Consider the following 26,005-nt stretch of genomic DNA (forward strand, 5'->3'; position numbering starts at 1 on the left):
AATATAACTATCTCTTAAATTCTCGTCGTAGCGCCTGTTCTGCGCCACCAGTTTGGTAATGTTCTTCATCTACACGCAAGAATAACGTGTTTTCGTCTTTTATCAGTGCGACCTCTTTAACTCCAGGAACTTTTAGAAGTGTCTGAATAATGACCGAATCTTCTAAATCAGAAGCAGTATTATTTATAATCAAAGAAGAAAGGGAAACATTTGGCTTCATAAAGCAGGCCACTACAAACCAAATAGTCCCAATAAATGCATTAGCTATAAAAATACCATAGCTACTGCTCCATTGGTAAATAATGCCGGCAAGTGAGCCACCTGCAAAAATTCCCAAAAACTGTCCCGTGGAATAAATCCCCATTGCGGTGCCTTTATTATTGGGATTTGCTTGTTTTGAAATCAATGAGGGTAAAGATGCTTCGAGTATATTGAATGCAACAAAATACATAAACATGAGCAGGCAAAGACTTAACCAATATAGGTGAATAAATGCCAGCGCTCCCTGAGCGACAGTAGTTACAAGTACTGAAGCAAGAAATACGGATTTCATCCGTTTTTTCTTTTCAGCTAATATTATAAACGGGATCATAAAAATAAAAGAACCTACCATTAACGGTAAATAAAAGTGCCACTGTTGCGCTAAGTTCCCAGCCCTAACCTGTTGACTCAAAATCATGGGGATTGCAAAAAACGTCGCGGTTAAGATAAAGTGTTGGCAGAAAATTCCCAGATTTAATCGTTGTAAATGAAGATTATTGATAACTGATTTAAATAAGACGGGATTGGTTTCACTGTCTGCGTGAAATCGTTCTTTTAGCGGATTTGGAATAACCAGGTGTAGTATAAGTATACCCAAGATGGCTAAAACAGTTGTTAAATAAAAAATACCAGCCAGCCCAAAACGATGAGAAAGAGCAGGACTAATAATCATTGCCAGGCTAAAGGATGTGCCGATAGTCATGCCGATGACTGCCATTGCTTTGGTACGATGTCTATCAGAGGTTAAATCAGCAAGTAAGGCAATAAGTACCGAGCCTATTGCTCCCGTACCCTGCAGTGTTCTAGCTAATATCATTCCATATATTGAATCGGTGAGTGCTCCGATTAAACTTCCAGCAGCAAAAAGTAATAAGCCCAGGGTAATGATCGGTTTTCTACCCACTTTGTCTGACAACATTCCAAAAGGTATCTGCAGTAAACCTTGGGTTAATCCATAACCACCTAATGCAACACCAATCAAAGTGGGTGTTGCACCCTGAAGGTGAGCCGCATAAATCGTGAATACGGGGATAAGGAGAAATAATCCCAGCATACGAAAAGAGAAAATTGCGGCAATAGGGAAAACAGTTTTAGACCATGAATAAGTCATTACTTCTGTATATTAATATGAGGGTGTGCAGATGGTACAAAGTTTGGGCTGCGGAAACAAGACAATTTGAAAAATAGCAAGTAGTGGCACAGTCACTTAACGTATTGATTTAGAATTTTTGGGACTTGAAGTATTGGTTTATGAATGGGATACCTCCAAAATGTGAGATGCAAGTCGCTTAAAACCCCCTGGTTAAATAAATACTCCTGCGCCAGTTTAATATTGATTGGGGTATACCTATATAGAAAGAAGAGTACTTATAATATCATTGACAGGTTAACATAATCACGGTAGTTTGATGCCTTTTTATACTAAAGGATTACTCTATGAGTTTGATTTTTGCAGGTAAAGTAGGATTAATTACCGGAGGCGCGCGTGGCATAGGCAGGGCTACAGCGCTGAAATTAGCACAAGCAGGATGTGACATTGCGATTGTCTATTATAATAGTTCTGATCAAGCGAAAAATCTGGTTCAAGAAGTTCAGGATATGGGACGCAAGGCAGTTGCTCTGCAGGCGAATGTTGCTGATCATCAATCTGTAAAAGAGATGTTTACTCAGTTTCGAGAATATTTTACCCACCTTAATTTTCTAATTAGTAATGCTGCAAGTGGGGTGTTAAAGCCAGCATTAAAGATGTCTACCAAACATTGGCGCTGGTGTATGGAGACGAATGCTCTGGCCTTAAATCACCTGGTTGCAGAAGGGTACGAGATGATGCCCAAGAATAGCCGAGTAATAGCTTTATCCAGTTTAGGTGCCTCCAGAGCGATACCTAACTACGCGTTTATAGGCGCTTCAAAAGCGGCATTAGAAGCTTTGGTCCGATCTTTAAGTCTTGAATTAGCCGTTCATGGCATTACGGTGAATACCGTTTCAGCCGGCGTAGTTGATACGGATGCACTCAAACATTTTCCTAATAGGGAGCAATTACTAGACGAGTATCAGGCCCATGCTTTGGCGGATAGACCCTTGAACCCTCAAGATGTTGCTAATGCCGTTTATCTGCTTTGTCTACCTGAAGCATCAATGATTAACGCACATACTTTATTTGTTGATGCGGGATATAGTCGGGTTGGATAGGTTAAATATTATCCTTTTTTCCGTTTTAGATGATTAAAGAAATTTTTATGATATAATCGGTAGCTTTGTAATCTAGGTGAGCTCTGAGGACGAATTATGAATGTGGCTGGTGTTTACCCTAAAGTTAGGGAAATTATTGCTGATGTATTAGTGATTGATGAAGAGGAAGTATCGTTAAACAGCCGTTTAATTACGGATTTAGGTGCAGAATCCATTGATTTTCTTGATTTGGTTTTTCAACTGGAAAAAGAATTTAAAATTAAAATCCCCCGTGGTCAATTAGAAAAAAATGCGCGTGGTGATTTGGCAGAAGATGAATTTGAAAAAGGTGGTTCATTGACTCCAGCAGGTCTTGAGGCATTAAAGGATTATTTAAGCGAAGTTCCAGCGGATCAGTTTAAACCCAATATGAAAGTTAATGAAATTCCTATGTTATTTACTGTGGAAACATTTTGCAAATTAGTAATCGCTGCAGTGACTCAACAACAATCTTTGGAAACTGTTGCCTAATGCGGTTTTTATTTGTTGATAGAATTGTTCAGCTATCCCCGGGTGAGTGGATCCGGGGATTGAAGCATGTGACCAGGGACGATGTTTATTTAACTGTTGATGCGCATGGTAAGCTCTGCTTTATTCCTTCTTTAATTGGTGAAACCCTCGGGCAATTAGCCGCCTGGAATGTGATGCAGCATAATGGATTTACTTCAAGGCCTGTTGCTGGAGTTGTTAGCTGTTCAAAATTAAATCGACCTGCTTATGTGGGGGAAACCTTATTGCTTGAGTCCTATATAGATGTAGTTGATGACAGAGCAGTTCAGTACCACAGTGTGGCCAAGGTGGGAGAGGAGCTGATATTTAGTATCGAGGGGGCATTGGGCCCGCTACTGCCAATGGCTGATTTTATCAGTTTTGAAGAAGTCAAACGTCAATTTAGTGAAATCTATAATCCTGGTGATTGGTCCACAATAAACACCTTGAATGCAGAACCTATGAGTTTTGAACTTGAACATCGACCTGCGTCAACGGTAGCGCCTATGATGTTTGATAGAATTCTTTCTTGTGAACCAGGCGTAAATCTGGTCGCTGAAAAGCGGGTCACTAAAGCGGCTGCGTATTTTCCCGATCATTTTCCAAATAAGCCAGTTTTACCCATGACGGTTTTATTGGAATGTAAATTAAATTTAGCACAAGATTTTGTTGCACGGGGGGGGTATGCATCTAATTTCCAAGTCAGTGAGTTACGTAGAATAAAAATGAATGAATTTATTTTGCCGGGTGATGTAATCGTTTGCCATGTAAAAGTAAAGCAACAGACTGATGAAGAATTAATTTTGACTTATCGTAGTGAGGTTGAGGGTAAGCGAGTATGTATTGTAGACGTAGTGCTTACCTCTAAAGGTAAATAACATGAAGAAAAGACGAGTAGCAATTACAGGATTAGGAGCAGTTTCAGCAATAGGTCATGATGTCCAATCGATTTGGAACAATTTGATCGAAGGGAAATCGGGAGTTGCGGAAATTACACATTTTGATGCCAGCGCTTTTCCCACGTTTATTGCTGCTGAGGTCAAAAATTTTAGTCCAAGCCCTTTGATAAAAAATAAACACACGCGCTTTGCGATGTCGTTTACTTATTATGCCTTGGAGGCAGCACGCCAAGCATTTGATGATGCAGGAATTTTACCTACACAGCAAACCTCATCACGATGGGGCGTTGTAACTGGGAGCGGTATGATGACCGCTGAATTTGAGTATCTAAATAGATTTCAACAAGCTTGTGCTCTAAACGGTGAGACAGATTGGGGACAATTAAAAGCCAATACCAGAGAATTTTATAAACTGGTTGATTTTGGTAAAACCACCTCAAATTCGGGTTTGTCTTTGTTAATTCAACAATTTGGTATTACAGGATATGCCTCTTCGGTTCACACTGCTTGTGCCTCTGGTGGTCAAGCTCTTGGATTGGCTATGCAAGTCATACGGCGTGGTGAAGCTGATTTCATGCTGGCAGGAGGATTTGATTCCATGATTAATCCTTTGGGTCTATCCAGTTTCTGTTTGTTAGGCGCATTGTCTACTTATAACGATACTCCAGAAACAGCTAGTCGTCCTTTTGATGCAACACGTAACGGTTTTGTATTGGGTGAAGGTGCTGCATTTTTAATCCTGGAGGAATGGGATAAAGCAAAGGCTAGAGGTGCTCATATCTATGCTGAGTTGGCTGGTGAGGGAAATTCTTTAAGTTCTTATCGAATCACTGACTCACATCCAAATGGTGATGGAGCGATTCAAGCAATAGAGCGTGCACTTCATGATGCAGGAGTGACGCCCAGAGATGTGGATTATATTAATGCTCATGGCACGTCAACAAAGATGAATGATTTGAGTGAAACTAATGCGATTAAAGCGGTTTTTGGCGATACAGTTGCCAATTTGCCGTCCAGCTCGACTAAAAGTCAAACCGGACATTTAATTGCTGCGGCCGGGGCGCTTGAGGCGGTGCTCTCGGTTAAATCTATAGAGCACGCCCAAATTCCCAAGACAGCGAATTTAACGACACCGGATCCTGAGTGTGATTTGGATTATGTCATCGATGGACCTCGTGAAAAATCCTTGGGCGTGGTTTTATCAAATTCTTTTGGATTTGGCGGCTCAAATAGCTGTTTGTTATTTAAGCATCCCGAATTTGAAGGAGCAGATAAATGAGCAGTTTCAATAGAGTATTTATTACCGGTCGTAGTGCATTAACCGCTTCTGGACCTACGGCGGATGAGACTTGGAAGGCTGTACTTGCTGGCGAAAGCGGCATTGATGAGATTAAACAATGGGATTTGTCGCAGTGGTCTCACCGCCTGGGAGGCGAATTAAAAGATTTTCAACCGGCTAAAATGCTACCTGACCGCAAATTAATCAAAGTCATTTCCCGCCAGGATGTAATCGGTTTGAATGCAGCTATCCAGGCTGTTGAGCACAGCCAAATGATCCCTTATCGAGATGCTCTTGATTGCCCGGATCTATTTAATGAGCAAACAGCTATTTATGTTGGTTCACCAGGCAATAAATATTTTCAACAATACGATTTTTTGCCTTTACTAGCGAAAACACAGGGTGATATGCGGGGTTTCGCCAATCACTTATTTGATGAAGTACATCCCATGTGGTTATTACGTATTTTACCTAATAATGTTCTTGCTTATACCGGCATCACTTATGGTTTCAAAGGGCCAAATCACAATGTGACTAATCATGCGGTGGGTGGAACCCAGGCTATTTTAGAAGCTTATCATGCAATTCGTACAGGTCAGGCAGACCGAGCCGTTGTAGTAGCTTACGATATAGGTTTAGAGCCCCAGGCTTTATTTTACTATACCCAATTGGGTGTAGTGAGTGAGCGTCATTTAAAACCTTTTGATAGAGAGCATGATGGCACCCTCTTGGCCGATGGTGCAGCTGCGTTAGTTTTGGAAAGTGAAGCCAGCGTCCGGGCGAGATCAGCGGCTTGTTATGGCGAGCTTCTTGGTGGCTTAGCTGCCAGCGAAGCAGCAGGTTTGTTCTCCATTGAGTCTGATGGCCAGCATTTGACTAGTTTAATTGATCGTACACTTAGTATTGCCGGGTTATGTAAGGACGATATAGGTTTAATCGTACCCCATGGTAATGGAAACAGTAAATCTGACGACAGTGAAGCACAAGCAATTAGAACGGTATTTGGCCAAAATGAAGTTCCAATTACCGGATTTAAATGGTCAGTGGGTCACACATTGTGTGCCTCTGGTGTCTTGGATGCCGTAATGACTACCTATGCTCTTGAAACACAGTGTGCACCCGGTATTGCTAATTTACAGCAAATTGCCTCAGCGTGTGAACCCTTATCTGTCAGTGCAAATCATCAGAAAGTTAATGCCAATAGCGCGGCGTTGATGATTAACAGGGGTTTTTCAAGTATGAATGCCTGTTTGGTGATTAAATCCTGTGACTAAGATAGCACAACAAATTAAAGCCTTACCTGTCAGTTTCGCAGGTCGCTTTTTATATCATTTTCTGCCCTACCGGCGACGCCTAATCCTGGCTAACATCAACCAGGTTTTTGGTAATCAACTGGATGATAGGCAAAAAGAATACTTGGCTAAATCTTATTACTCGCATTTGATAAAGTCCGTCAAGGAAACCTTGCAATTACGATTTATGAGTGAAAAAAAATTACGTGATTGTGTTGAGGTTAAAGGTCATGAGCAGATGTTATCTGTAGTGGCCCAGCAAAAGGGGGTTCTAGTTGTCACGGGTCACTTTGGTAATTGGGAGTTTGCTCCCTTGGGTGGTGTTCTGAGCTTCAAAGAGTTCAAGGGACAATTTCATTTTATCCGGCGTACATTAAGATTCAAAACCCTTGAGCGAATCATGTTCAAAAACTATTATCAAGCAGGTTTAAACGTGATTCCCAAAAAAAACTCATTAGAGCAGGTTTGCGTTGCTTTAGAAAAAAATCATGCGGTAATTTTCGTATTGGATCAGCATGCCTCGCTGGTTAATCGCGATGGTATCGCCGTAGAGTTTTTTGGAAAAAAAGCAGGAACATATCGCAGTTTAGCAACTTTAGCCCGGTATACAGGGGTTCCTGTTGTACCGGCTGCTGGTTATAGACTACCCAATGGCAAGCATGTTTTGGAGTTCTATGAGCCTATTCCCTGGCAAGACTGTGGCAATACGCATGAATCTCTTTACCAGAATACTTTAGCCTACAATCAGGCATTGGAACGTATCATTTTGGCTCATCCAGAGCAGTGGAACTGGATGCACAAGCGTTGGAAACTATAAGTGTAGAATAAACGTTTAAAAACCACTTTATATCCTTTGCAGAAGAGCATTACAAGACGCTTTAAGTTTTTTACAGGTCTGTCTATAAATAATGTTGAACAGGGTAATAATTTACTCAGAGGTCATATTTTGTTCATTTCTTAAATTTTTTAGTACCAACAACAGCTTATCCCTCTCCTCGTCCTTTTTGAAAATCAGGACCATGGTGTATTCCTCTTCTTTTAAAATTTCATAGCTAATATTCATTAAGAAGTTATGGATCGTTAATTCCAGTAGCCTATGTTTTGTTAGATACTGATTTTTTTTATTAAAACACCGGTTGCTGATATATCAATAACATCTAAAGTGTTCTCAGCTACTTTAGCAAGTATTTTTAATCCTGAAAAACTGCCTATTTTCTTCCATTAACTTACCAGCAACAAAAAGTTGATTGTTTGATTGTAGGTTCATTTTTAAAGAAACATCAAGGAAGAGTCTTCCATTGATGTGATAGGGATTTGAACCATCACTTCTCTGGATGGTTCAATTTGATTTGGTTTTCCATTCAAGTTGTAAGCAGCCTTTTTGATATTAAACAACCAATTCCGTCGTACCGGTTTCCTTGGAAGAACTCTGGGTTAAAGGACTACTGTGGGGATTAAAAAAAGTTCCCAGTCCGTCTTTAGCCCAATTTATTGCACTGTATGCCAACTCCGAAGTGGTTTCTAAAAGAGTTGACTCAATAACCGGCGGAATAGTCAGTGTTGTAGTTTTTTCCTCTTGCTGCTCAGGGAAGACATCGGTCAGTTCAAGAGTAATGTGTTGGAAGTGAGACGAATCTTCATTGATTTTTGTTAATAAAGAGGCAACTGCTGATTGAGGGCCGTTGATCAACGTTAATTCTAATAAGCGATAGCAATTAACAGTCACATGATGTTGATTATTAATTATCCAGTCAGTAATTTCTCTGTTTTTTTTGTTGTTACTAATCAGCTTATGAAACAAAACCTGTACTTTTTGTCTAATCTCAAGCTCATTATTTGATTTTTCTTTTAATGAAAAAAGATTAAGCGCTTCTATTAATTCATCGAGACTTTCTAGTGTTAATGGTGATCTCATTTCGTTTAATAAACGCTGTAAATTCGGTTCGGTTTTATAGGGCAATGATTGCACAGCCTGGTTGGTTTCAGCAACTTGATTTTGTCCGCCATGCGATGACACTGGAGCAACGTAAACAGGTAAGTTGGGGGAAAAAAAACCGCTCCACCCTGAGACCCAGCATCGCTTTAAATGCATGAATAAAGATGCAAAAAAACCATTACCTTCATTGAAGCTTAGTTCAAGCCTGGCTTCGGAGCGAGCAGTTGCTGCCATATTTATAATTTCCCGATGCTTATCAGGGTCTAATTTGCTTAGTGCCAAAGTGCATAAATCTATTACTTGGGTATAGTTCTGCTTCCCACCTTTCAGGCCAAAGTATTGAATGATTCGTTTGGCATCAAATAAAAATAAAGTCAAACTGATTTGCTCATCATATAAGTTAGGGTAACGTAAAAAAGAAATGAAGATCTCCTCTCTAATCGTATGCTCCAGATCAGATCTACCTATTAAATCAGCAAGCGGATATAAAGATTGATATCGACTTACTTTACCTTGTTCATGTACAAAATAGCTTAAGTAAGCATGAATTAGTTTAGTGATTCTAGAATAATCACCATTAAAATGGATTAAAAAATAAACAATAGCGATTGTATGTTTTTTACGCTCAGCAAGTTGTTCAATCAAAGGATGTTCGGGAATAATAGGGAGAACTGCTTGTTCAGTGACCTTGTCAGGTTGATTAGCACTTAATAAGTTAGCAAAAAAACCTTTTGCTGGAAGTGCTGCTTTAGGAGTCCAAGCTTTTAAATGGATCCGTTTCGTCATGGCATCGATATTTATTCGAGCAGACTGGTAAAATAATTCTGTTTCTCCAGCTTGGGCATTTGTCCTTAAATAGTGATTTATTAAACAGGTGGTTTTATTGGTTAACTCAGTAAACTCTTGTTTGCCATGCAGGGAAAGTAATCCCTGAATGGCTGGTAAGGAAAATTGATGATTTTGAAGTACTAGTTTATTAGCTAACCGATGAATATAAGTTACATAAGTTTTATTCTGATGACCATTAAGGAAAAGGCGAATTGCCAAAATGAGATGTATTTCTTCATTTTGCTCGTATAATATTTTAGGGACAGGATCAAATAACTCCAAATGCTTTATCATGTTTGTAATAATAGCCTCTCTTTTAATATTGTTCATTTTGGTTAATTGGGTGCTGATATGAGTATCAGCCACTTTGAGCAAATGAGCGAGAGTGAAAGAGGCATTAGGCATAGAGGAGTAATGATTTAACCAATAAAGAATTACCTGAGGATAGGGGTATTTTTTAATTAAGTTGTTGACCTGCTCTTCGCTTAACTGGTGAAAATGGGGAACCGAGCAAAGAATACTCACTGCTGTTTCGGGGGGTAATTTATCAATTACCGTTTCAGACAATATTGTTATGTCTAATTGATGAACTAAGGCATTTAAGCGTGAAGGGATGAACCTCTCGGCGTTGGCCAATCGAGCTAAAACCGACTCTCCCTTTAAGCTCGTCAGATATTCTTGTTGACTTAATAAATGAATAATTAATAACGATCGAACCTGTTCATTTCGGGTGAGCGTCATAAGCTCAAGTATCTGTTGACAGGTTAACTTATTGTTGCCCAGCATAATAAGGAAGTCTAATTGATTTTTTTCATCCTCAATAATATTTCTTAGATAAACTTTATTTCCCATTGCTGCTTTTAGTAATTCAAAATCCTGCAGTGAACCTTTTGTCATAGAATTCTCCAGCCAGCTAAAGTTAATAAGGGGGAAAACAGGTCTGGCAGGGAGTTACTCTCTTGTTTGATATTGGATAAACAAAATTAATCACGTGATCCTCCTTGACCATGACTTAGCAGAAGTTCTTATCTACTCTTCATCCTGAAAAGTTTTTTACCCCTGCACTTATTTTTTAGTTGTCTCGTTATAAGTCTACTGTCGAACAAGGAAAAAAAATAAGAATTAGCTGTAATCAGAATAACGGTTTGAAAAAAAAACTCAATAGTTGTTTTAATTTTGTCAAACAGCTATAAAAGCAGAGTTCCTTCATAAACAAAGGTGGCAGGTCCGGTTAATCTGATTGAACCATTGATTTCTGGCCAATCAATGACTAGATCACCACCCGGTAAGCTTACGGTAATTTTATTGGCGAGGCGGTGGTATAAATGACCGATTGCAGCAGCTGCAACAGCACCGCTTCCACAAGCCAGTGTCTCTCCACACCCTCGTTCGTAGACACGTAGTTTGATTTGATGACTATTAATTATTTGCATGAAACCAGTATTGGTTTGTTCGGGAAATCGGGGGTGGCGACTAATTTGTGGCCCCCAAACGTCCACTGGTGCTGTGGTTATATCGGATACTAATAATACAGCATGTGGGTTACCTACACTGATGGCGTGCATTGAAACGGTTTTACCAGCAGGTAGTTCGAGAACATATTCTGGTAGTCGCTTTTCTGCCAGAAAAGGAATATTTACTGGCTGTAGCTCAGGAGTACCCATATCTACACTTACGCTGTTATTGTTATTAATCTTTAAATCCATCTGAGTGGTTTTAGTGGCAATAGTTAATTGATTTTTTGTGGTTAAGCCATAATGTTTGACAAATAATGCCAAACAACGAGCCCCGTTTCCACATTGGCCAACTTCCTGGCCGTCTGCATTAAAGATTCGGTAATTAAAATCAATCTCGCCTTTAACACTGCGCTCAATGAGCAGGCATTGATCAAAGCCAATTCCAGTGTTGCGTTTGGCAAGATGAGCTATTTTCTCCGAGGTTAGGTTTATATTTTGGTTAATGCCGTCAACAACCATAAAGTCATTACCTAAACCATGCATTTTTGTAAATCGTATGTTCATCTTTGCTCTCTCTTCCTATTCACTATTCATACCAGTAATAAATATTATGGTGCTTTGGCAGGGACGGTTTTTCCAGGTGAAGGAAGATATAAAGGGCCTTTTTGGCCACATGAAGATAAAAATAAAAAAGTTAAAGAGGCAAGAAAAACGCAGCAAACAGATTTCATTAAGATTAGCCAAGGGTTAAAATTTAATTATATGAAATTTAATCTGGAAAAAGCAATTCTTAGCTGTATTAATACAGCTAAGAATTGCCCGGCAATTGAGATAAACTTTATGGCTTGATGCGCATTAAATTGTTGGCATTATGCTCATCAGCATCCATTTCAGTAGATGAAGCTATGTCCCCTGCTTCTCGTAACAGGGCAATGGATTGATGCATGCTTTTGGTAAGACGGAAGTGAGATTGTGGGTTAATGAAAAAGACTTCGTTATGTTTTTCATATTCCCCATTTAAATCACATTCAATCCAGTCAAGAGTGTAAACCAGAGAGTCCGGAATTAAACGTTCTTCACTGTAGATTGGTTGCACATGAATATGGATTTGATCCGTTATTTCGTCCATGAGTTTGTCTTTGATAAATAGCTCAATTGCTTCAAGGGTATTATAATTTGCTTCAGCAGTAGAAGGGATCAAATTAATAACTTCTTGCTCAGGGTCTTTAGTAAGAATGTCCTGCGGTTCGGCAAGAAAATGAGCAATGAGATGTGCCCAATGTTTAAAACGGCTGTGAGCGGGAATAATGGCTATTCCATGTGCTCTGAATACATCTGCAGCACTAGCACCTGCTACTGCGCGTTGCGTTTGTCTTCTCACCATCCCAGAGCGCTCGAGAATAGATTCCAGGTTTGCAATATATTTTACAGGTTCAGCTCTGCCAATTCGTAATCGAGGGAGGTTTTCAGCAATCTGCTCTTGTGATACGTCTTGAATATTCACTCTACATTTGATCGGGGTCAAGTGTGTAAATAAAGTGCACCGAGCTGTTGTGAAAACAGGTCTTACTTTAGTTCCACCAGGAGTCTGCTTGACAATAGGATAACCTCTTTCTGGAGTTGCTGGAGATAAGGGGGGGACAACTCTGACTCCGGTGGCCTCGAGTTTATCTTCTAAATCAAGATTTTTAGTAAGGCTTTGGAAAATTAAGGGATTGACACCGAAATCCTCTCTGTAGGGATGGAAAACTCGTTTACTAGATATTTCCTTATCTTCAGGATGTTTTCTTTTGCTTTTACGAGCAGGCTGCTCCCTACTTAAGGCGGCGTTTAAATTGTCAACGCTGGTTTTTTTAATAGCACTTAATGTGGATAGAAAAAAACTCTGAGTAACATGTGCTCTGTGTTGTTGTTCGAATCGGGTAATTAGTGTATTCCATTGGGCTCTTGAAATGGATAAGCTGTCCAAGTCCATGTTTTTGAAAATCTGGTGTTGTTGAAAATCATTGATTTTTAATGTGGTGGTTCCTTGTGCTTTTTGAAGGCGGGTATGTATTTGTTCTTGTTCTGCACGGGATAAAAAATTATTATTTAGCGAAGCAAAAGCTGCCTGAACTTGTACAATGGGTACCCCGCTGTGAGCAGAAAGAGCTCTAATAAAGACAGTACGTTTTAACTCATCAGGTTCTTTCGCGAAAGCATGGCTTAATTTATGCCACTCAGCCTTGTCAATCTCTGTGAAACAGTTTTGTAGGGCAAGGTCTTTAATGATGTCATCTAGCATGGGTAAAAACTCATAAGGCTAAGGTATATGGTCAATAGGATTGAATGCTTTTTTGAAAAATACTCAAACCATTATTACTAAATACCCAAGTGTGTTAGTGCTTAAGAGAGAGATTATACCATAATTTTGTTATTTTTAATAATCAACCCGATAAGAATTAAGACAATAAACTGCGCATTTGTTTGGTTGGCGTTATTCGTGAGCACTGTATAACGTATACTAAAGTGCAGAGTAATTATGCTTTTAGATTTATTTAATCATTACGACAAAAATTTACTAAATGTTTCGATACGAAACTTGCACTGCTCTCTCGCATTGGCGATAATTTGTTTTTTTTTGTGGAGACCCAGCCTTGAGCGTTTATATGAAAGAACCACAAGAGCAGGCACAAGCATGCGTTATCTGGATGCATGGATTAGGTGCTGATGCTTCTGATATGGCCGGCTTAGCCGATCAATTGATGGTCAATGATGTAACTTTACGACATGTATTTATTGATGCCCCATCACGACCTGTTACCTTAAACGGAGGAATGGTCATGCCTGCATGGTATGATATTTCAGGAATGGAATTGGTAGACAGGGAAGATAAACAAGGAATAGAGCAATCGGAAGTATTAATTCGCCAAGTGATTGAATCTCAATTAAATGATGGCTTTGGATTGGAGCAAATTATTCTGGCAGGATTTTCTCAGGGAGGGGCTATGGCTATTCATACAGGCCTTCATACGCAAGGCCGATTGGGCGGTGTGATTGCTTTGTCTGGTTATTTACCCCTTGCAGGTGAGACTACTCCTGTTTTAGATACCAAAACGCCATTTTTTATAGGTGCTGGACAATTTGATCCACTTGTTCTGCCGAAGTGGACGCAACAGAGCAAGGATTGGTTATTAGACAGGGGATATGAGTATTTATCCTACCATCAATATCCAATGGAACATTCCATTTGTTTTGAAGAAATAAAAGATCTTGGTCTTTGGCTCAGTACGCAGGTTCTGGGAGTTATGCAATGACTATAGTAAAACGATCACGAATTGTAACATATTCATGTGAGCAAATGTATGGTTTAGTGAATGAAGTTGAACACTATGCTGAATTCTTACCCTATTGCTCTGAAAGTAAAGTGCATCATAGAAATGGAGATGAAGTTCAGGCTACTCTGGTCATTGGAGCTGCCGGCATGTGCAAATCCTTTACTACTCGTAATTTGCTCCAGGCGAATAAAATGATCGAAATTCGCCTGGTTGATGGTCCATTTAGTCATTTGGAAGGATTTTGGCGTTTTGATGAAGTGGGTGGAGGATGTAAGATTTCTTTTGACCTGGAGTTCGAGTTTGCTGGAAAAATATTTTCTATGCTTCTGGGGCCTGTGTTTGATCAGGTAACAGATAAAATGGTTGATGCATTTTGTGATAGGGCTGTAACTGTATATGGTAAAAATTGAACTAGTCTATGTACCCAAGCATGGAACCACCTTGCAAGTCAGGATGGATTTAAAACAGGGCTCAACAGTTTCCGAGGCATTAATTCAATCAGGAATATACGATTTATATCCTGAAACCAAAAAGCTTTCGGTCGGTATTTACGCAAAGCAAGTGTCCTTGGATACCGTACTCAAAGAAGGAGATAGAGTTGAGATATATCGATTTCTGGTCTTGGATCCTAAAGAGAAAAGGCGTCAACGAGCCCGTTTAAAGCGATAATCTGCCACCAATTTCATACCGATCTTCAATGCGATTGATTTCATATCTAATCCTTGTTAGATGATGTCCCAATCAGTAGACCGCTTCGCTAAATTATAATTTTTTATAAGAGTAGGAGCATTAATGCTAAGTACAACCGCTCTGGTCGCTACGGTGATTGGTATAGCAATGTCACAAGAACAATATGATCTTGGAACTAGCTCTGTAGAAGAGACACTAGTAACTGCCGGCGTTGCTAGTCACAGTTATAGGTTATGGATTATATGACTTTTTTATACCAGGTCAGCACCTAAAACTCAAAGAGAATCAGAAGTAGTGCAGGATCTCTCTGCTCATTTGTCAGAAAAAGAATTTATTTAGTGAGTCCTAGCAGATAAACCGCCAGGAAAACAGTTTGACTTGTTTTATCTCGTAAGGTTAATCAATTAATGATAAACGTAAATTAACCTTACGAAATATAATATTAGTTAGGGGTTATGTTCTATACGTGCTAAAGAACCTCTAACAAAATATAAACTGGCGTTGCGGATTTCCATAGGCCCGCTTCCCCTGCGCCATGTGTAAGCATAATCCCAGCGGTCGTTATTGAATGTCGGACTCATAATGCTGCTACCCATTAAGATTGCTGCGTCTTCTTTACTCATTCCGACTTTTAAACGCGCAGTTTTTTCTTGGGTTAGTAAATTTCCTTGTTGAGCGATTCGTCTCGAAAAATCATAAGAAACGCATTGAGTTAATGTTAATGTTATGATGATACTTAAAAGCAGGGTAATTATTCGCATTGTTTTGCCTACAGTGAAAAATTTCGCCATAATAACATGCCATTTATTGAAAGACACCTGCAAGCAGGTCAAATTCATTTCTGTTAAGGAGTGTCCAGTGGAAGAAAGTAAGCAGTTAAAAAATGCCGGATTAAAAATTACTTTACCACGACTTAAGGTTTTGCAAATTTTAGAACAGTCCCCTAATCACCATTTAAGTGCGGAGGGTGTTTATAAATCATTATTGGAAACTGGTGAGGATGTAGGTTTAGCTACCGTTTATCGAGTACTGACTCAATTTGAAGCGGCAGGATTAGTTTCACGCCATAACTTTGAAGGCGGTCACTCCGTTTTCGAGTTGAGTCAAGGCGAGCATCATGACCATTTGGTGTGTGTCAAATGCGGGCGTGTTGAAGAGTTCGTTGATGAGATAATCGAGTTAAGACAAAAAATAATTGCAGAGCGTGCGCATTTTAAAATGACAGATCACGCGCTAAATATTTATGGCATTTGTCCAAATTGCATTTAAATATATCGTTCAGGCGAGTTGTGATTTTTGGATTATACTTAACATATTTGGTTTACAAGGATATTACTCATGTATGACGACCTGCGTATTCCCTACCATGTAGGTAGTTTTCCCTCTTTATTAGTCGGTGGAATTATAGTCAAAGATCAGTTGATTGCCGATGCACCTGTTAATTTGGTTTTAAAGTCGTTCAATAGACATGGCTTGATTGCTGGAGCTACAGGTAGTGGTAAAACAAAAACCATCCAGGTTTTAAGCGAACAACTTTCATTAGCGGGTGTACCTAGTTTAGTCATGGATATTAAAGGGGATGTATCAGGGTTGGCCATGCCAGGCGAGGCAAATGAAGCAATCGAGGCACGAGCTAAATCTTTAAATCTGACTTTTAGCCCTCGAAGTTTTCCTGTTGAATTTCTAACTTTAAATGACGCTCATCCTGGAGTGCCTCTTCGCTCCACCGTATTTGCTTTTGGCTCGATATTATTTTCGCGTATGTTAGGGCTAAATGAGACTCAGGAGGGAGCTATAACAGTCCTTTTTGAATACGCAAAAGAAACTAAATTACCTTTAATTACTTTGACCGATGTCAGGAGTTTATTACAGTATCTGCAAACTGATGAGGGAAAAGAGAAAATAGAAGCTCGATTTGGTAGTTTGGCATCCTCTTCTGTTGGCACAATCATGCGTAAAATTTTAGAGTTGGAAGCTCAAGGCGGAGATGAGTTTTTTGGAGAGCCGGCGTTTGACGTAATGGATTTAATAAAAATTAATAGCCAGGGGCTGGGGGTTATTTCTATTTTGCGATTATTAGATATGCAGGATAAGCCTAAATTATTTTCTACGTTCATGTTGAAATTATTATCTGATCTTTTTGCAAAAATGCCAGAGTCAGGCGATCCTGAAAAGCCGAAATTGGTTCTATTTATCGATGAAGCCCATTTGATTTTTTCTAATGCGAGCAAGGCTTTATTGGGGTTATTGGATACTATGGTAAAATTGATTCGTTCTAAGGGTATTGGCTTAATTTTTTGTACACAAACCCCTAATGATATTCCTGAGAATATTCTTAGTCAGTTAGGATTAAAAATACAACATGCCTTACGTGCGTTTACGGCAAAAGACCGAAAGGCCATGAAACTGGTGGCTCAGAACTTCCCACCATCGACTCATTATCAAACAGAACAATTATTAACCGCTCTAGGTATAGGCGAGGCTTTAGTCAGTGGATTAGATGGTAAAGGACAACCTACTCCTTTAATCCAATGCATGATAAGGGCGCCGGAATCAAGAATGGGTGTTTTGACAGAACAGGAGTTAGCGCAAGTTATTGGCTCATCTGCTCTTTATCCACGCTATAGTCAAAGACAGGAACGCCCTTCTGCCAAAGACGTTTTAGCTGCTCAAAAATCTGCTAAAGCGGAATCACAGCCATCAACCAAGGCAAATCAAAAGAGCTCAAATGAGCCCTCTATAATTAGTGTCGTGACTAAAAACACTTTGTTCCGCCAAATTGTGCGGCAAGTGATCCGAGACATGACACGTGCAGTGATGTCTGCTTTGGGAATTAAGAGGCGTTAGCTCTTGCCCTGCGGATCTTAACAGAATAGGTCAGCACCTTAGTTTGACGGCACTAATGTCGACCTGATGAATATCCGTTTCATCAGGTGCTGTTTTTTTAGAGAAAAATGAAGCCATCCCCTTTTTTGTGGGTTTTTTTAATGGTGCGACATGAGTGGTTGCTTTCGAGGGAGGGGTTAAGCAATGAGCGATAGTATCTTTCAACGCAGATAAATCCTGCCTCAATAATTTAGTCTCTTCGTCCTTTTTTCTGACTTCGGTTTCTAACAAAAATACTTTTGAGCTAAGTTCTTCAATTTGTTTTGCATTTAGGGATGATTCCTCCAAAAGACCTGAGTTTTGCCTCGTTACTCTGTTCATGGCAATTGATGCACAGACTACTAGATGCTCCGTTTTGGCCATTGTTTGACGAATAGTTTTAGTACCCTCATGTACACTGGTTTTAAGTGATGGTTGAGCATTGTGTAATCTGGATTTTCGGGTGGAAATTTCACAAGATATCTCTTTGCTAGCTATTTCTTTTAATGCCGCAAGAAAAGTCGTAATTTTATCGTCAACAGGATTATCCCTGCACTCATATATTTTACCTTTAATTGATAAGTCATATATTTGATTGCTATACAGGGTTGCTGTGGATTTAATATTTTTAACATCCCAGGTTTGAATGTCCACCTGATAACGTAGCGTTAGGGATCGAGCAAATAATTCAGCCGCTTTTTTGGCATGATCTGGATTTTGGATTACTTCTAAAAGGTGTTCCGCTTTTTTATTTTCAAAATACCCTATAACGGCTCCACCTGCTTCTTTTAAGGCGAAAGAGGTAATGGTATCGAGTAACGGTCCAGCAAACGGTACGCTCCCCAAAAGGCCGCCTATTAGAGAAGAGGAAAGCTCCACCGTTTTATCCGCAAAACCTGCCTTTTTTTCAACCAATCCACTAAATACTGATAGAAATCCAGTTACTTTTGCCCAAAAGACGGTATAGCTCGTATTATAAAATAACCTGGTTTTCTCATCGCCTTGAATTTTTTTAAGCTCAGCCAGCTTTTTTGTTTTGCCTTCCAAATATTCCTGGGTTAATTCATCCTGAAGAGGCATTCTTTCTTCTAGTTCAGCATGTAATGTCTCTTGCTCTTTCTGGATAATTTCAGTGAATTTTACTTCAAGCTCGCTGGTTAAGTTCGAAAAAACGTCTCCGTCCAACAGTTGATTAAAGAGCTCAAATATATTTTCTTGAACCAGCAGGGTTTTTTCATTAACTTGTTTTTCTATTTCGACAGAAATCTCTCCAGTTTGTTGTTGTAAGCAAAGCTCCAACTCTTTCATCTTAAGATGCAGAAAATTAATTTCGGGAGTTTCTGCTATTGTGATGGCACATGACTCTAATGCATCTGTATAGAGTAGGGTCTGCTCTTCTTTTGCAGCTGTTTTATTCAACCAATCAGCTAAGGAAGAGTTCTCATTTTGCAAGAGGATATTATTTTTTTGGAGGAGGGTGACATTTGTATTTAACAGCTGCTTACTTTCTTCTGTTAAAGTAAGTTGTTCTTTTATTAATTTAAGTTGCTGTCTCAAAACAGAGTTACTGATGTTTAATTGCTCATTATCTCTTTTTAATAATTCAATTTCTTTTTGAAGACATGCATTGACCTCAAGCTCTATTGACTCAGGGGTGTCAAAAACTGAATCATACGTAGGTGGTTCGTCCAGTAATTCATTAATTGCTTCATCGGACAGCATACAACAATCTCCCTTTGTTGAGTACGAATTAAATCATAATAAATAAAGGGCAAAAAATATATAGTCATCAAATGATACGGATTTTAGATTTCAGAGGAGCAAAACTGCAGAGGCAAATTAGGACGTCAAGGAGTAATTGTTGGGCTTTCGCCCAACTAAATATGTTAGCGACCTGCAAGAACTTTGTTGCAGATTAAATCTTAATCCATGTTTATAGAATAAGAATAGCTGCCAAGGCCATCGTAGGTGGTATTGACATAACGCATACCGTTACAAGAAGCACTAACAGATGGGTGGTTCATAAAAGGGCCGTCCTTAATATCCAGTACGCACCAATGTTCTTGGTCATAAGCAACTGTAACATGAGCATAACCTGAGCGGCAGAAATAGGAATCTCTTATAATGAAACTACGTGGTCCTACTATTTGTAAAATAACATCCTGCTCACTAAAACCACTAACAACATAAATACCTGGGTGTGACTGATCACTTAAATGGAAGTAGTCTTTATAATCACAATACATTTTATTATCATTGGCATACGCATTCATTATAAAAACACTGCTTGCTGCCAGCAATATCCATTTTTTCATTTGAGAGTACCTTATTATTGTTAGAGTCAGGAGAGAATTATAGGCAAACATTGTCTACGAAACAATCGCTGCCAGCCAAGGAAGCGAGGAACGAGCGAGGCTGGTAGTCCCTGGTAGCCTTAGAGCCGGATGTTTTGCCGCAGGCAAAATATAAGGCATCCGAAAAGGCGTCAGTCATTGGGGTAGCGTTGTTTTTGAACCCCGAATGGGGTGAAAAAACAAGCGGACACAGGACGGCCAGGGCCGCCGGAGGCATACTTGTCGCGTTTGCGAGTCGATTTCAGCCATGGATGGCTAAAATCAATCACGAGCTTAGCGACACTATCGCATGTTGTTCCTTTTATTTCTGTTTTTTTTATAAGTCTTCTTGCTTCTATTTATTTTGCTAAATGGATTGCTCAGAAAAATGGGTTTAGCAAAACTTGATTTTTATTCCTAATCGCACTACAACCGCAATGGTATTAAATTCTGGAGACTAATAATGAGCATTAATGATGATTTTTATAAACTGATGCTGGAAATGGGAGAGCACTTTAAAGCGATGGGGTTGGAGTTGGAAATGCCGCCGAATTCTATTAATCCTCATGGCACTGTAGACACCTATCAAGCCATGCGGGAACAAATCGAACAAATTCAAAAACATGATAATTTTAACGAAAATTACGTACTCTTAATGATGAAAAGACAAGGATTGCATCAGAAATTAAACAATTAAATAAAAGATGCTAATTTTAAAAAGGGACAAGAAATCACTATTAAATTGAAAGAAAAAGATTAAGCAAGCAACGACTAGCGATATAAAAAAATTATGTAAATCAGGGCTCCTCAATCCATCACGTCTGGAAAAAGTTGCTACTGCCATTTTTCCTTTAAGAGTCATAATCGATTCATCCTCTCTTTAATGACCAAATTAAGAAGACATATTTTTGTCTGCTTAATAAGCAGTTTGATATAATGACCATTCCTGCCGATGAATTTCGGATTTGATTATGGACAATGAGTTAAAACAATTATTAACTGCGACTTTGGTAATGATATTGCTTTTTTGTTCTCTGGATAAAATGGGGATAAATAGGGGTTATTGTGTGTGATTATTAATGCAGTACCAATCTATGTTTTTCTTCGGATACGTGATCAGGAGTAGTCTGCATCCGCTGAATAAAGACGAGCATATTTTTTCGGCTTTTGGTATCCCCTTCGTTGGCAAGATTTCTATTTGCTTTCATCTCAATTTGATCAGTATTAGTTTCAATGTCTGGCTCTTTAGTATCTACTTCAAGCAGGGGGAGCTCCTCAGTAGTACTTGAGGCTGCAAATAAACCAAAGCGTTTGGTGAGCTCATTAATTTTAGGCTCATTATTTACTGCGCTCCTCAAGCTGTTAAAAAGGGCTTTTCGTGTAGGCGTATAGAGGTGAAGGATTTCTAATAAAGAAATAAAACACTGTTTGAGGTAAATGAAACTAAAATAATTTTCTTGTTTATAAGCCAGTACTATTCTTTCAAAGTTAGGGTTTCTAACGTGAACTATTATTTGTTTGAAACGCTCATCAATGCTTAGTTTTTCGTTATTTGCAATGGTAATCAGGTTATTTATATATTCTGATTTTCTTTCCAAAGTCGCTTCGTTTTCAAAGACAGACTTCTTATTTTCAATGGCTGAATTAGAGAGACTAAAGTAGTTTTTAAATTGGGCTAAAGCAACGCGTACTGTGTCGAGGTGATAATGTTGAGCAAAGTTATCTTTTTCAAACAGGCTAATTTTTTCTTTCAGTAAATTTCTGATTGTGAGATTAATATCTTCAGCAGTTCTTGAGTCATTGATGATCTTGTCTTTGAAGGTTAGTAAATAACGTTCAAGCTTCTTGCAATATTCCTTATCAGTATATTGTAAGCCTATATGACGGTTACATAATGCGTCGAGGTGCTTATTAAATGACTTCTGGGTATAGTTCTCTACAAAAAGAGGATTATAAAATTTCTCTTGTTTTTCTTTTAGCTTGTTGAGATACGTTAACTTTTCCGTACCAGTATTTAACTGCATTTGATAAGTGGCGTTTATTCCTAAATAATAATGATGGCTTGCGGTTACCAAGGTTTTTATTTGAGTTAATTTTGGCTCATATTCAGAGATTCCTGAATTGAATAAGTCATCTAATTGGTGGTCAGTGACTTTTTTACTTGCTTGTATGTCCATTTTTTTTTGTAGTCTAACTAATTTGGGTAAGGCTTTTTTATAAGTTTCGAGCAAATCGTCCTGGGTTAGAGCTAAAATTAAGGGGGATGAAGGAATCAGGCCTCCTTTAAAATTTTCATATTTGGAGATGAGCTCATATAAGTTTTCTACATGTTTATAATTTTTTTCCAATTTAGCAATGTGTTGGACTGCACTATCAATCTTTTTATTAGTTATGTCTATTCTTTTTTCTATGGGGGCTTTATCACAAACCAGTGCAATATGAGTTGCAGAATTCAAACTAAGAGAATCGAGTAATCCTTCATAATAATCATCGGTCATTTGCTTTAGGGGCTTAGATAAAGTGCCTGGTTTTAATCCTAATTTATCTTCCCATAAATCAGCTTCAAGAAGCATTGGCGTAATAAATTCAGCTCTGAACTTATCTAAATTATCCATCATTGTATCATGAGAGGTACTGATGAATTCATTGAGTTTATTGGTGAGGTCTCGGTATAACCGATACATATTCGGTGTTTGTAGGAACAATTTAAAATAGGAGTTTGAGCTACTAATTATTTTTTCTATTCTTACAGCCGAGTTTTTAGCACTCACATGTAACGCATCAAGTTCCTCTGTAGTAAGATAATTACTATTGTTTAAGGCTCTAATATGTTTGGGAATGATAAAGAATGCGTTAAGTGCATACCACAAGCCACTATATTGTACGGTTCCCTCAGTAGGTACTTCATCAGGTGAAACCTGATAGGGATCACTGTGCTCCTGGATAGTAGCAAAAATAGTTTGTGTTTTTTCCAATAGCTCACGGCCTATGAGTCCAAAATGAGGGTCAGCAGCAAGTTCCTCAGTTAATTCCTTGATCTCATTAATATGTCCATAGGCTTTTAATAAATGATAGACATAAACACTTTCATATTGACGATTAGTCAGTTCTTCTAATTCACGAACTATGCCTTCAACATGATAAAGAGCATTGTATATTCTTTTTATTGCTACAACCTGCTTACTTTGAGTCAATGTCTGGTTTTTATCTTCTAATTCAGGAAAGGGTATGGTATTGATCTCATCGTTAATAAATTTATTAAACGCTTCAATCAGCTCCTCAACAGGAGTTGCAGGCTTTGGATAAAGAGGTATATTTTGCTTGGGGGTTAACTCTGTTCGCATTGCTTCGTTAAATGTTGCTGTCTTCTCAAACAGTGTGGTTCTGAATTTTTTGATAAATTTAGAGTATTTAGTATGGGGAATTAAATGGTATGCTCTATTTTCCGTATTGGTTTCAGATTCTAGTGGAGACGCTTGATTTTCACTTTCAAATTTTTCTCTCGCACATCTTAAGTAAGATCGACTTTTTTTATTCCAATTTATATCAATCTGAGTAAAATACACTTGAAAATGTTCATTCATTTCCACAAACAGATTCACGGGAGGAGCAGTAGTAGAGAAAGCTTTATTCGACAAGGAGTGAACCAGATAGCTATCAAAACTTAACGCGCAAGCGCGACGTTCTTCGGGCATTCCATTAATGAAATAAGGTTGGAAGAGGTTATATAAGTTGCGACATTTAGCTTTTACCGCGTCATCAAGATGATTAATATGAAGAACATCACTCTGAGTTTGCGGATGTTGCCTTAACAAGGCAATAAATTCATTATAAGCATTTCGTGCGATCATAAATTTACTGTGTTTATTTCGATACCATTGGTATAAATCAAGGGCGTGATCAGCACGTAACTGTTCTGGATTACTCAGTAAATTATGTCCTTCTTCTTTTTTAAATTGCAATAAAGAGGTAGGCTCATTGGCTATTTTTTCAGAGATTAAATCCTGTAAATTATTTTTTTGTTCTAAAATATAACTGACATGGTCTGCAGGAAGTTTGGTTTTCGTCCACGACCAGGTTTTGGAGAGAAAAAAAACCCAGCTTTCTTGTTTAAATAAAATCTGATTGATCAATTTATTGAGATTTGGATCAATCTGGATAATATAAGGCTCAAGAACTTCAAAATGCTTAATAAGTTGCTCGTTTGTTCCCGGAGGCAAGTTATAAATTGTCTCGGTTCTATACTGAGGATCATTGAGTATCAGATAAAAGGCAGCCAAAGCTTCTTGTGCTTTTTTATGTTGGAGCAGAGGTTTAAAATTTAGCGCGGTTGATTCATCAAGAGTAAAGACATTTGTTTTTTCACTGTAAGGGAATAAAACTAAATTGGTTTGTTTTTGAACCGAATCAATCAAATCCTTATTCAAGGCAATATGAAATTCCTGAGTTGCTCTTTTTTGGGAGATTAAATTCTGTACTGCATTTTTCTTTTCTAAAACAAAACTGACATGGTTTGCAGGAAGTTCCCCTTTTAACCAACGCCATTGTGCCGATAGAAAAGAGGTGATATTTTCCTCTCCAAGTCCCTGGAGACTTCGGAGGATAAGACTATTAAAATCCCCATCAATTTGCATCATATAAGGTTTAATCAGCTTATAAAGTTTAATCAGTTGATCTATGGTTTCCTGAGGGAGTTGATGAAGCGCCATATCCCTGAACTGGGGATCATCAAGGATTAAATAAAAATCAGTTAAGGCGTCTTGGGCTTTGTTGATTTTAAACAGGGCGTTATTGGATTTATCAATTCGTTTGAACGTGTCTTCTAATCTTAAAGCAAGAAAACGAGAGTCTTCTATACTGAGTAATTCTTCGCCTTTTTCCTGAAAATTAACCGGCTTGGATGCATAATAGATCAATAATTTATAAAGAGGTTTGATTTTCTCCATTAAGGGAGTAGAAAATGTGCCAGGTCTTAGCATGGCATTGTCTTCAATTTTATCGACCAGACCAAATAATGCAGGTAATACAGAATATTTTAACTGAGCTAAATTATCACGAATGACATCTTGAGAGGAGTCACTTAAATTCCCCATTTGTTCCAGGGAACTCATGGATAAAGTAATAATATTGCGAATGATGTGAATGTAATTTAAAACTTTAAATGAGAGGAACAGTCTGTTGCCCTTTAAATTTTCCAAATCATTTAATAACTTAAACGCTGCATCTTGCAGCTCTTCTATTTTTTCTTTACTAAGTGGTTCTTTCTCTATGATTTGAGAGGAGTATTTGGAGATGTATTGGGTTAATTTGTCTATATGCCCAGGTAAATCAGCGCTGAACTGAGTCAGAAAATTATAATCCAAATCCCCGCTATTGAGTTGCATTTGTTCTATAGCAATTCCGGTAACTTCTCCGGCTTTATAGCTTAAAGGGTAAACTTTAGATTTTTCGGCCATTTCTTTGGGAGTAACTGAATTTTTCTTTGCGAACGCTTTAAGCTTATGAATATACTTACTAATGAGAGACTCTTCATTAGACATGTCTTCAATATCAACATCTACCAGTGTCTCAGCGATTTCTTGTGTCGTCGCCGACTGCCTTTTTACAAAGGCGTGAAAGTGATTAATATGAGGAACAATGAGGGCAAGTTCTTCGCTAAACATGTCTTTAATATCAACGTCTAAATGGGTTAATAAATAACTTGCTTCATAAGCCTCATGGATTGTTTTGCCATAGAGCAATTTCAAATCAGCACTAGTACGTGAAGGGTTTCTTAAATCTACATGCTCTAAGTCTAAAAAAGTTAATCGAGCATGATATAAAGCATTGATGATCTTTTTTATTTGAGAAATATTAACCGGATCAAGTCCAAAATCAGTAAAGGGAACCCCTTCTTTATTTCTATTTTTGAAATATGGCGCAATTCGAGGATTAAATTTAGGGCTGTCCAGGGTTTCTAATATTTTTGCGTTAATTGTTTCAATTATCTTGGAGATCTGATTTTTCTTAAATGATTCAACCAGCTCTATATATTCGGAAACATAGCCGGATTCTAATATGTATTCTAGAATATGTTTTGAAAAGATTTCTGAAATCATCAAATTACCGAAAGCATGAAGTGCTGATT

24 protein-coding genes are annotated in these 26,005 nt (G+C 38.4%); 14 read left to right on the forward strand and 10 right to left on the reverse strand.

What is annotated here, in order from left to right:
- Positions 1 to 7: 7 nt before the first annotated feature.
- Positions 8 to 1,372, reverse strand: a complete 1,365-nt coding sequence (locus HRS36_RS02010) for an MFS transporter (RefSeq protein ID WP_173236020.1) — start codon at positions 1,370 to 1,372, stop codon at positions 8 to 10.
- Between the two features lie 326 nt (positions 1,373 to 1,698).
- Here HRS36_RS02010 and fabL point away from each other — a divergent pair, with 326 nt between their 5' ends.
- From fabL to HRS36_RS02040, 6 genes are all read left to right on the forward strand, one after another.
- Complete coding sequence (fabL, locus tag HRS36_RS02015) at positions 1,699 to 2,454, forward strand: enoyl-[acyl-carrier-protein] reductase FabL (RefSeq protein WP_173236021.1); 756 nt, start codon at positions 1,699 to 1,701, stop codon at positions 2,452 to 2,454.
- 96 nt (positions 2,455 to 2,550) lie between these two features.
- Positions 2,551 to 2,964: an acyl carrier protein gene (locus tag HRS36_RS02020; RefSeq protein ID WP_173236022.1), complete on the forward strand. Its 414-nt coding sequence runs from the start codon at positions 2,551 to 2,553 to the stop codon at positions 2,962 to 2,964.
- The gene (locus HRS36_RS02025) at positions 2,964 to 3,860 is read left to right on the forward strand and encodes a 3-hydroxyacyl-ACP dehydratase FabZ family protein (protein WP_173236023.1); all 897 of its coding nucleotides are present in this window, start codon (positions 2,964 to 2,966) and stop codon (positions 3,858 to 3,860) included. The genes HRS36_RS02020 and HRS36_RS02025 overlap by 1 nt, the downstream gene beginning before the upstream one ends.
- Position 3,861: 1 nt before the next feature.
- Entirely contained in the window at positions 3,862 to 5,160 is a 1,299-nt protein-coding gene (locus HRS36_RS02030; RefSeq protein ID WP_173236024.1) for a beta-ketoacyl-[acyl-carrier-protein] synthase family protein, read from the forward strand.
- Positions 5,157 to 6,434 carry a beta-ketoacyl-[acyl-carrier-protein] synthase family protein gene (locus HRS36_RS02035; protein ID WP_173236025.1) on the forward strand — a complete coding sequence of 426 codons (1,278 nt, stop codon included), beginning with the start codon at positions 5,157 to 5,159 and terminating at the stop codon, positions 6,432 to 6,434. Before HRS36_RS02030 ends, HRS36_RS02035 begins: the two co-directional genes overlap by 4 nt.
- The gene (locus HRS36_RS02040) at positions 6,427 to 7,269 is read left to right on the forward strand and encodes a lysophospholipid acyltransferase family protein (protein WP_173236026.1); all 843 of its coding nucleotides are present in this window, start codon (positions 6,427 to 6,429) and stop codon (positions 7,267 to 7,269) included. The genes HRS36_RS02035 and HRS36_RS02040 overlap by 8 nt, the downstream gene beginning before the upstream one ends.
- A gap of 111 nt (positions 7,270 to 7,380) precedes the next feature.
- Here HRS36_RS02040 and HRS36_RS18995 read toward each other — a convergent pair whose 3' ends face one another.
- From HRS36_RS18995 to HRS36_RS02060, 5 genes are all read right to left on the reverse strand, one after another.
- Positions 7,381 to 7,515 carry a PilZ-like domain-containing protein gene (locus HRS36_RS18995; RefSeq protein WP_420814312.1) on the reverse strand — a complete coding sequence of 45 codons (135 nt, stop codon included), beginning with the start codon at positions 7,513 to 7,515 and terminating at the stop codon, positions 7,381 to 7,383.
- A gap of 324 nt (positions 7,516 to 7,839) precedes the next feature.
- The gene (locus tag HRS36_RS02045; RefSeq protein WP_173236027.1) at positions 7,840 to 10,113 is read right to left on the reverse strand and encodes a hypothetical protein; all 2,274 of its coding nucleotides are present in this window, start codon (positions 10,111 to 10,113) and stop codon (positions 7,840 to 7,842) included.
- A gap of 290 nt (positions 10,114 to 10,403) precedes the next feature.
- Positions 10,404 to 11,237, reverse strand: coding sequence for a diaminopimelate epimerase (gene dapF / locus HRS36_RS02050; RefSeq protein WP_173236028.1), 834 nt, complete (start codon positions 11,235 to 11,237; stop codon positions 10,404 to 10,406).
- A gap of 44 nt (positions 11,238 to 11,281) precedes the next feature.
- Complete coding sequence (lptM, locus tag HRS36_RS02055) at positions 11,282 to 11,404, reverse strand: LPS translocon maturation chaperone LptM (RefSeq protein WP_173236029.1); 123 nt, start codon at positions 11,402 to 11,404, stop codon at positions 11,282 to 11,284.
- A 107-nt stretch (positions 11,405 to 11,511) separates the two neighbouring features.
- Positions 11,512 to 12,957 carry a hypothetical protein gene (locus HRS36_RS02060; RefSeq protein WP_173236030.1) on the reverse strand — a complete coding sequence of 482 codons (1,446 nt, stop codon included), beginning with the start codon at positions 12,955 to 12,957 and terminating at the stop codon, positions 11,512 to 11,514.
- Between the two features lie 364 nt (positions 12,958 to 13,321).
- On the opposite strand from HRS36_RS02060, the gene HRS36_RS02065 reads away from it, so the two are divergent.
- The 4 genes from HRS36_RS02065 (at position 13,322) to HRS36_RS02080 (ending at position 14,926) form a co-directional block, all read left to right on the forward strand.
- A complete protein-coding gene (locus tag HRS36_RS02065; protein ID WP_173236031.1) occupies positions 13,322 to 13,969 on the forward strand; it encodes an alpha/beta hydrolase in 648 nt (215 codons plus the stop codon).
- On the forward strand, positions 13,966 to 14,400 hold the full coding sequence (locus HRS36_RS02070) for a type II toxin-antitoxin system RatA family toxin (RefSeq protein WP_173236032.1): 435 nt from the start codon (positions 13,966 to 13,968) through the stop codon (positions 14,398 to 14,400). Before HRS36_RS02065 ends, HRS36_RS02070 begins: the two co-directional genes overlap by 4 nt.
- Positions 14,387 to 14,659: an RnfH family protein gene (locus HRS36_RS02075; protein WP_173236033.1), complete on the forward strand. Its 273-nt coding sequence runs from the start codon at positions 14,387 to 14,389 to the stop codon at positions 14,657 to 14,659. Before HRS36_RS02070 ends, HRS36_RS02075 begins: the two co-directional genes overlap by 14 nt.
- A 123-nt stretch (positions 14,660 to 14,782) precedes the next feature.
- Positions 14,783 to 14,926, forward strand: coding sequence for a hypothetical protein (locus tag HRS36_RS02080; protein WP_173236034.1), 144 nt, complete (start codon positions 14,783 to 14,785; stop codon positions 14,924 to 14,926).
- Positions 14,927 to 15,126: 200 nt separating this feature from the next.
- Here HRS36_RS02080 and HRS36_RS02085 read toward each other — a convergent pair whose 3' ends face one another.
- Complete coding sequence (locus HRS36_RS02085; RefSeq protein WP_173236035.1) at positions 15,127 to 15,471, reverse strand: outer membrane protein assembly factor BamE; 345 nt, start codon at positions 15,469 to 15,471, stop codon at positions 15,127 to 15,129.
- 67 nt (positions 15,472 to 15,538) lie between these two features.
- Between HRS36_RS02085 and fur the strand changes: the two genes are divergently transcribed.
- Both fur and HRS36_RS02095 read left to right on the forward strand, forming a co-directional pair.
- Complete coding sequence (gene fur / locus HRS36_RS02090; protein WP_173236036.1) at positions 15,539 to 15,949, forward strand: ferric iron uptake transcriptional regulator; 411 nt, start codon at positions 15,539 to 15,541, stop codon at positions 15,947 to 15,949.
- A 69-nt stretch (positions 15,950 to 16,018) separates the two neighbouring features.
- Positions 16,019 to 17,527 (forward strand): helicase HerA-like domain-containing protein, encoded by a 1,509-nt coding sequence (locus HRS36_RS02095; protein WP_173236037.1) that lies wholly within the window; start codon positions 16,019 to 16,021, stop codon positions 17,525 to 17,527.
- 30 nt (positions 17,528 to 17,557) lie between these two features.
- On the opposite strand, the gene HRS36_RS02100 is transcribed toward HRS36_RS02095, so the two are convergent.
- Both HRS36_RS02100 and HRS36_RS02105 read right to left on the reverse strand, forming a co-directional pair.
- On the reverse strand, positions 17,558 to 19,267 hold the full coding sequence (locus tag HRS36_RS02100) for a hypothetical protein (RefSeq protein WP_173236038.1): 1,710 nt from the start codon (positions 19,265 to 19,267) through the stop codon (positions 17,558 to 17,560).
- A 200-nt stretch (positions 19,268 to 19,467) separates the two neighbouring features.
- On the reverse strand, positions 19,468 to 19,860 hold the full coding sequence (locus tag HRS36_RS02105) for a hypothetical protein (RefSeq protein ID WP_173236039.1): 393 nt from the start codon (positions 19,858 to 19,860) through the stop codon (positions 19,468 to 19,470).
- Positions 19,861 to 20,118: 258 nt separating this feature from the next.
- Here HRS36_RS02105 and HRS36_RS02110 point away from each other — a divergent pair, with 258 nt between their 5' ends.
- Both HRS36_RS02110 and HRS36_RS02115 read left to right on the forward strand, forming a co-directional pair.
- A complete protein-coding gene (locus HRS36_RS02110; protein WP_173236040.1) occupies positions 20,119 to 20,286 on the forward strand; it encodes a hypothetical protein in 168 nt (55 codons plus the stop codon).
- Positions 20,287 to 20,341: 55 nt separating this feature from the next.
- Positions 20,342 to 20,575 carry a hypothetical protein gene (locus tag HRS36_RS02115; RefSeq protein ID WP_173236041.1) on the forward strand — a complete coding sequence of 78 codons (234 nt, stop codon included), beginning with the start codon at positions 20,342 to 20,344 and terminating at the stop codon, positions 20,573 to 20,575.
- Positions 20,576 to 20,954: 379 nt separating this feature from the next.
- Here the strand turns inward: HRS36_RS02115 and HRS36_RS02120 are convergent, their stop codons facing one another.
- Positions 20,955 to 25,976, reverse strand: coding sequence for a protein SdhA (locus HRS36_RS02120; RefSeq protein WP_173236042.1), 5,022 nt, complete (start codon positions 25,974 to 25,976; stop codon positions 20,955 to 20,957).
- Between the last annotated feature and the right edge of the window lie 29 nt (positions 25,977 to 26,005).

Origin of the sequence: Legionella antarctica, assembly GCF_011764505.1 — a bacterium.
GTDB lineage: Bacteria > Pseudomonadota > Gammaproteobacteria > Legionellales > Legionellaceae > Legionella > Legionella antarctica.